The following is a 6,559-nucleotide window of genomic DNA, read 5'->3' as shown; positions in this document are numbered from 1 at the left end:
ATATGGGTATGATTGATTTATTAAAGAAAGGTAAAGAATTTGAATAATTAAAGGTATCTTTATAGTATTGAAATTAACTGTTCTTGGATTTGAGTCAATATTTTGGACACAAAAAAGTTAAGTTCTAGTGTTATTAAAATTATATTGATGAAAGAAGTTTGTTTTATGCCAGTGTTTGACACGGTGCCTCTGTGGGCATCACTTCCATAACGGAAGCTAGATAACACCAACCGTCTCTTAACGTATTGATATAAGTAATGTCAGCGACCCATTTCTCATTAATTGTAGTAGTAGTAAAGTCTTGATTTAATAGGTTATCACGATCAATTACTTTCACTTTACTTGACTGAGGACGAAACTTCTTCCTCACAATGGAAAAGAGACCAGCAGCCTTCATTAGTCGTTGAAAACGTTTTAAACTCACTTTAAATCCACCTTTTTGCAGGATCTTGTGAATTTTTGGGGCACCATAACGCATTTTGCTTTCTTCATGGATCTCCTTGATTCTTTTTGTTAGTTGCTTGTTTTCAGATTCACGATTAGATTCTGTTTTTTTAAACGATTGATAAAAAGTGCTTTTAGGTATACCAAGTACACTACACAGAGTTTTTGTAGCATGTTGGTCTTGAAGAGCTACAATTACATCGATGAGCTCATCTGTTTCTATTTTTTCGCAAATATGGCCATAGCCTTTTTTAAGATTTCATTTTCCTCCTGAAGACGGAGCATTTGCTTTTTCATATTGGCAATTTCATCAGCTGTCACAGTTGAGCCATCCTCCGTTTGTATTGGAGAAAACTTCTTTACCCATGCATAAATAGTTACTTCAGAAACGCCATATTCACTGCTTAAACCTTTAGCTGAGCTACCAGAGTTATAAAGATCAACGATCATCTTTTTAAAATCTTCGTTATATTTTTTGCCTGTATTTTTGTTTCCCATATGGACACAACCTTTCTTAGTAACATTTTAACACTTAACTAAGTTGTGTCCATGGAACTATACTAGCATCATTCTTGATAAACGCCTTTCTAATACTGGAACCTTCTAAAGAGCAATGTGTAGAAATAGATATTCAATCTAACCAGAGAGAATGTGAATCAACCAAAGAGTTTATTAGTTGGTAATATAATTGAAGATTTTCAAGTTAGAATTCCACTCACTTCACATCGTATAATTTGGAAAATCTATTTTTAGTGTGTTTGATACTAGTTCCCATTTTCGATGTTGAAGAAGAGGTTATTAATCATGTTGAGGTTTTGTATAAGTACTTGTTGTTAGTGTTGTAATGTAGTGAGAATGAGTGAAGCTAGTTTACCAAAGGTTGAGTTATATTTACGGTCTTCTATATCTTTAGTGGTTCAGTTGTAAGTTTACTCGCTTAAAACTTCTGGGTAAATCAATGATTAGTTGTTTTCTTTAACTGTGTTTACATTTTTTAAAACGGAGTAAAGGACAACGTTTATGTGTTTTATCAATTAAACATCATATCGGATACCATTAAGGTAGAGGTTCAATTGCTGTTGAATTTGTATGATATTTCAGGTCAGTCGTGTTGTTCCTTTAAATAATAAAAGGTGGGGAATATCCCACCTTTGTTACTGTATAGAACCGTATACCACACAAATGATTTTCAATGATTTGTGTGGTATACGGTTCTATATTTGATTGGTCTCTTTATAGTAGACATTTACTTTTCTACTCAGAAAAAATAGATCTAGAATCCATTGTAGAATTATCAAATACACTATTCTATTGCGTACACTTTTAAAACACACCATTAGCTTTTTTCCTTTTTTAGTAATTCGATTATTTAAATGTTTATCAAAATCTTTAAAAAAGAATTTGATTGTACTATGCTTTAATAAAACTATTGATCCACTACATAATCCAATTTATGATGTGATTTTTTAAACAATCAAAATAGTATATTCCTTAAACCCCTTTTTTCAATGTAATTCCAAAATATATTTTTGCTAGTATAAATTATAGTTGTACATATTTTTATTTTATTATATCTATTTTTCCCGCGTCACAACTAAATCAATCCGACTATTATTTATTCTAAATTCAACATCATTGTTCGGATAAACCGGTGCAGTATCCCCGAAGCTTTTTGCTGAAAAGGAAATGTGGCTTAATTTCTCCTCATTAGAAAATCTTTCTAACAATTTTTTTGCTCTTGCCTCTGTTATTTCATTCATTTTTTCAGAAGGATCATCCAAATTGTGTAAGTGGGCTTGTATTTCAATGCTTGTTTTTGCTGGTAGGGTAGCTAACGCCTCTACGATGTTGGAAAATTTTTTTGCGGCTTTTTCATAAACCTTCTGATGTCTATAGTAGGAGGCTGTTTTATCGTCTCCAATTTGCTCATAATATTCGGCTGTTTTATAAAAATCTGGAGTGTTGATGTCGAAAATCTCGGTATCTAGAATTCGGATGATTGCTGAGTCTTTCTCATGAATGAGCTTATAAGATACATTTTTTATCACAATATGCTGATAGTTTGCTTCAATTAACGGCTTATTTCCAACTTCAACTTCATTTCCTTTAATGATTGGGAGTTCAACTGGTTTCGTCTCGATTTCTTTGCCTTTATCGCTACATGCAGCTACGAGAAGAAAGCCCGTTAGAATGAAAGCTCCTTTAAAGAATCTGTTTCTCATGTTAGAGGTCTCCTTATTTTAAGGGATATTTTGTTTGCGAGGTATGGTATTCTATTTTCTATTATCTTATACTTTTCTCTAAACTTAAATATGAAATTTACTATATTTGGAATTTTGTTGATTTAGAGAATAGAATCTGTGTATATTCTAATAAAGTAGTAAAGTTGACGCTGTTGATAGGAAAAGTGATGAGGAGAGTAGTGTCATCTGGCTTTTATGAGTCGAAATAAACCTGTAGAAGAGCAGGAAGCTACCTAGCTCTTCATAATGGGAATTATTCCCCTTTACTAAAATAATCGGATAATTGGCGATTCAATCGTTCCAATTGAATCAGTTGTGAATGTGGAAATCCATCTGCATTTGTCTTTTGCGAACACATCTGGCAGGAACAATGTACTTTCCCTTTCGCAAAATATCCAGGGAAACGAGAGCGCCATCCAGTTTGTTTTGCGATTTTTACTTTACGATGAATGACTCGTTTTCTATGGTGCCGATAATAGGCACGACCTCGATTTTTATGATGTGGTTTCATTTACCATCACACTCCTTGGGATAAGGCTCAGCCTGTAAAAGTCCCCAAAGAACGATTAAACCATTACAGGCTGAGTATGATGGCGATAAAATTAGTAAGAAGGTTCAAGGTAAATCACACCTTTTGTAAAAGATTCACATTTATTATATATCAAACACACCATAAGGATCATTGATGAAGAGTCTCAATGTTTGTCGACATGTAGGGATGAATTTTTTGAATCTAACTGTCAGTATTTAAATATTAGGAGGGGAACAAGATCGAATTATTAGAATTGTATTATAAGAAATATACAAATACTGTACAGGCATCTGATTATGTAGATTGGGCAATCGCTTATTTGTATATGGATGTACTTGAGATTAATAAATTAGCTAGTATGGGAATGAATCGGGAGCTCAATCTATTTGAAATCGAGGAGATGTTTGCAGCTGCCATGAAGGCAATACATAGAGAATCGCCTTCGAAAAAACAATGCTTAGACTACCATTTGAAACAGCTTCATTCACAGTTGCTACAGCCGAATAAACATGCTATTTCGATTGTTAAAGAGATTTATGAATGCATCATTGAAAATGAGTTATTTGTGGAACAGCAGAAGTGGTAGGAAATTAGCGATATAATTGATGATTTCCAGTATGGGGATAATATTCATGGCTATACAAGTGATAATTTGAATGAAATGATTATTGCACATGCACGTAAGCTATGGCATTTGAAAATGAGTGAAATTTCCTTTGAACGTATAATTGGACAAGGAGTTATCGCAATTGATACAAAGACCGATTTTCTCATTGAGCTGGAAAAAGGATCAATTAAAATTGAATGCCCATGGAGAATTCGTGATGCTGATGGAATCTTGTTAGGAGAAACAGATATTCAATCTAACGAGAGAGAATGGAAGACAATCAAAGACCTATTAGTTGGCAAAAAAATTGAAGGTGTTCAAGCGCTCGAACAATGTCCACTTCTCATCGTGCAATTTGGAAATCTATTTTTAGATGTGTTTCATGCAAGCTCTAATTTTGATGGCTGGTTTATTACAGATAAAGAGGATTTCTTCTTGTTTTCCATGCATGGTGGAGAACTTGTATAAGAGCTTGAAGACTGTGGTTTATCAAGGAAAGAGGGAGAGTACCCCTCTCTTTTTTTATGTTGAAAGATTGATTTTGAAGAGGTTTAAACAAAGCAAGATAAATCAAAAAAAGACTTGTTTCTTTTGTTATCTTAATGGTAAGGAGGTTCGGAAATGAGTTACAGTCCTATCATACAAGAGACAATTGAATATATTGAGAAAAATTTACATGAAGAACTATCCTTAGAGAGCACTGCCCAGCATGCTGGATTTTCAAAGTTTCACTATCACCGCATTTTTCAAAAAGAGGTTGGTGTCACTGTATCTGAATATATTCGCTATCGAAGAATTGCAAATGCAGCCAATCTGTTGCTTTATTCGGATGAAAAGATTATTGATATTGCTCTGTATTATCGGTTTGAATCTCAAGAATCATTTACTCGGTCCTTTAAAAAATATTATCAATTACCACCAGGACAGTATCGGAAAATTATGAGCAAATTAACTATTCAAAGGGAGGAAGTTATGTTGAAAAACGAACAGTTCATCAAAGGCTGGCAATTAAGTGGTAGTCATCCATTTAATTATAAAATGGGAATTGATCGAGAAATCTTTCATAAAGGGAAGGCATCAGGATTTTTAAAATCAGTTACAGTTGAATCTCATAATGAATTTGCCACAATGATGCAGCAATTTAAAGCAGAGAAATTCGTTGGTAAACGATTAAAATTATCAGGCTTTTTAAAATCACAAGATGTTAATGGATATTGTGGATTTTGGATGCGGGTTGATGATTCTCTAGGGGATGTATTGCAATTTGATAACATGGGGGATCGGCCGATTGTAGGTAATAATGAATGGAATCATTACAGCATTGTTTTAGATGTACCTGAAAATAGTGCAGTTATTGCCTTTGGCGTATTGCTTTCAGGAAGTGGGAAAGTATGGATCGATGAGCTAAAGTTTGAGGAAGTTGATGAACGGATTCCGACTACAAATTTAGACTTTTCAGGTTACCTACTAGATGAGCCGACAAATTTATCTTTTGAGGAATAGAGATGAAATTGTTTAGGGGGTAAGACAATGTCTACTGATAGAAAACAAGTGGTAACGATCGTATTTGGTCTCTTCATAATGGGGGTCACCTTTGTTGCAAAGTTTTTTGTTGGAAATGCAATAGTCAGTTTTATCAAGGGATTATTTTCTTAAAGTAATTCATAGTCCTTAAATAGGATTCAGCCTGTAATTGTATGAAACAAATTTGGATAGGACTTCTACAGGCTGGTTATTATTTGTATTTGGTTATTCATTGAATAGATGGTGGAGGATTCTATTTCTATCATCGAAAAATTGCTTCATAATATGATAGTGGCTCGTTTCTTCGAGTGTTGTTTCCTTTGCACCCTCGTCTGTAAATTCGATAATTTTCGAATTCGGATATGCCATAATGATCGGAGAATGGGTGGCAATAATAAATTGTGATTGTTGACCGACTAATTCATGAATATGTGCTAGCATCGATAGCTGTCTTATAGGTGATAAGGCAGCCTCAGGCTCATCTAAGAGATAAATGCCATTGCCCCGGAAGCGATTCATAAATGTAGCCCAAAATGACTCACCGTGTGATTGCTCATGAAGTGATACTCCTCCGAATGAATCAATAATTCGCCCACCTGGTGCTGGTTCACGATCTAATTCTTCAATGTGCGTTGCGACATTGTAAAAGGTTTCTGCACGAAGGAAGAATCCATCCTTTGGCTTTTGGATTCCTTTTACAAGTTTAATATACTGTTCTAGTGAAGAGTGAGAGTCATAGGTCGTAAAGTTAAAATGAAATGAACCTCCTTCTGGATTAAACCCTGCAGCAATGGCAATTGCTTCTAATAAGGTTGATTTTCCCATCCCATTTTCACCGACAAAATAGGTTACATTTGGATGAAGCGATAATTCATCCAACGTTTTAATGCTCGGTAAATGAAAGGGATATGTATTAAAAGAACGAATTCGTTCACGTTCAAGTCTTACCCTTCTTAAATAGTGGCTCTTTGAATTCTCCATCGAAATTCCTCCGTTATATGACATTTCCTCTTATTACCAAATGATAACATATAATGATCGTAGATTTATGAAACAATCGAAAAAATTGATAGGAAGATTCCTTTTTAATCATTATAATAAGCTGATGGTAACAATATCTAGGGCAGCCGTTTTTATCACTAAAAAACAGGTGAATATATGGAACAGTACAATCGAATATAAGAATATAATGGAAGATAACTATAAATT

General features: G+C 34.0%; 7 protein-coding genes and 1 pseudogene. 4 read left to right on the top strand and 4 right to left on the bottom strand.

Annotated features, from left to right (window positions below; all coding sequences use genetic code 11):
- Positions 1-199: 199 nt before the first annotated feature.
- The 3 genes and pseudogenes from HU235_RS25225 to HU235_RS22955 form a co-directional block, all read right to left on the bottom strand.
- Positions 200-942, bottom strand: a pseudogene (locus HU235_RS25225) (IS3 family transposase); the annotation flags it as partial.
- Positions 943-2,018: 1,076 nt separating this feature from the next.
- Complete coding sequence (locus HU235_RS22960; protein WP_174881718.1) at positions 2,019-2,666, bottom strand: hypothetical protein; 648 nt, start codon at positions 2,664-2,666, stop codon at positions 2,019-2,021.
- A 274-nt stretch (positions 2,667-2,940) separates the two neighbouring features.
- Entirely contained in the window at positions 2,941-3,198 is a 258-nt protein-coding gene (locus HU235_RS22955) for a hypothetical protein (protein WP_174881717.1), read from the bottom strand.
- A 274-nt stretch (positions 3,199-3,472) separates the two neighbouring features.
- Here HU235_RS22955 and HU235_RS25220 point away from each other — a divergent pair, with 274 nt between their 5' ends.
- The 4 genes from HU235_RS25220 (at position 3,473) to HU235_RS25345 (ending at position 5,482) form a co-directional block, all read left to right on the top strand.
- Positions 3,473-3,805 carry a hypothetical protein gene (locus tag HU235_RS25220; protein WP_233452395.1) on the top strand — a complete coding sequence of 111 codons (333 nt, stop codon included), beginning with the start codon at positions 3,473-3,475 and terminating at the stop codon, positions 3,803-3,805.
- A gap of 66 nt (positions 3,806-3,871) precedes the next feature.
- Entirely contained in the window at positions 3,872-4,294 is a 423-nt protein-coding gene (locus HU235_RS25215) for a hypothetical protein (RefSeq protein WP_233452393.1), read from the top strand.
- A 153-nt stretch (positions 4,295-4,447) separates the two neighbouring features.
- Positions 4,448-5,329, top strand: a complete 882-nt coding sequence (locus tag HU235_RS22945; RefSeq protein ID WP_174881716.1) for a helix-turn-helix transcriptional regulator — start codon at positions 4,448-4,450, stop codon at positions 5,327-5,329.
- A gap of 27 nt (positions 5,330-5,356) precedes the next feature.
- Positions 5,357-5,482: a hypothetical protein gene (locus tag HU235_RS25345; protein ID WP_267905731.1), complete on the top strand. Its 126-nt coding sequence runs from the start codon at positions 5,357-5,359 to the stop codon at positions 5,480-5,482.
- Positions 5,483-5,575: 93 nt separating this feature from the next.
- Here HU235_RS25345 and HU235_RS22940 read toward each other — a convergent pair whose 3' ends face one another.
- A complete protein-coding gene (locus tag HU235_RS22940) occupies positions 5,576-6,331 on the bottom strand; it encodes an AAA family ATPase (protein ID WP_174881715.1) in 756 nt (251 codons plus the stop codon).
- Positions 6,332-6,559 lie beyond the last annotated feature (228 nt).

Source organism: Metabacillus niabensis, assembly GCF_902829255.1.
GTDB lineage: Bacteria > Bacillota > Bacilli > Bacillales > Bacillaceae > Metabacillus > Metabacillus niabensis.
Note: the sequence above shows the minus strand (reverse complement) of the source record. Positions and strands in the feature narration are given on the sequence as shown.

What these genes read in the sequence shown, in the direction of transcription:
- HU235_RS22960 (WP_174881718.1), bottom strand. Translation starts at nt 2,666, where the DNA reads ATGAGAAACAGATTCTTTAAAGGAGCTTTCATTCTAACGGGCTTTCTT.
- HU235_RS22955 (WP_174881717.1), bottom strand. Translation starts at nt 3,198, where the DNA reads ATGAAACCACATCATAAAAATCGAGGTCGTGCCTATTATCGGCACCAT.
- HU235_RS22945 (WP_174881716.1), top strand. Translation starts at nt 4,448, where the DNA reads ATGAGTTACAGTCCTATCATACAAGAGACAATTGAATATATTGAGAAA.
- HU235_RS25345 (WP_267905731.1), top strand. Translation starts at nt 5,357, where the DNA reads ATGTCTACTGATAGAAAACAAGTGGTAACGATCGTATTTGGTCTCTTC.
- HU235_RS22940 (WP_174881715.1), bottom strand. Translation starts at nt 6,331, where the DNA reads ATGGAGAATTCAAAGAGCCACTATTTAAGAAGGGTAAGACTTGAACGT.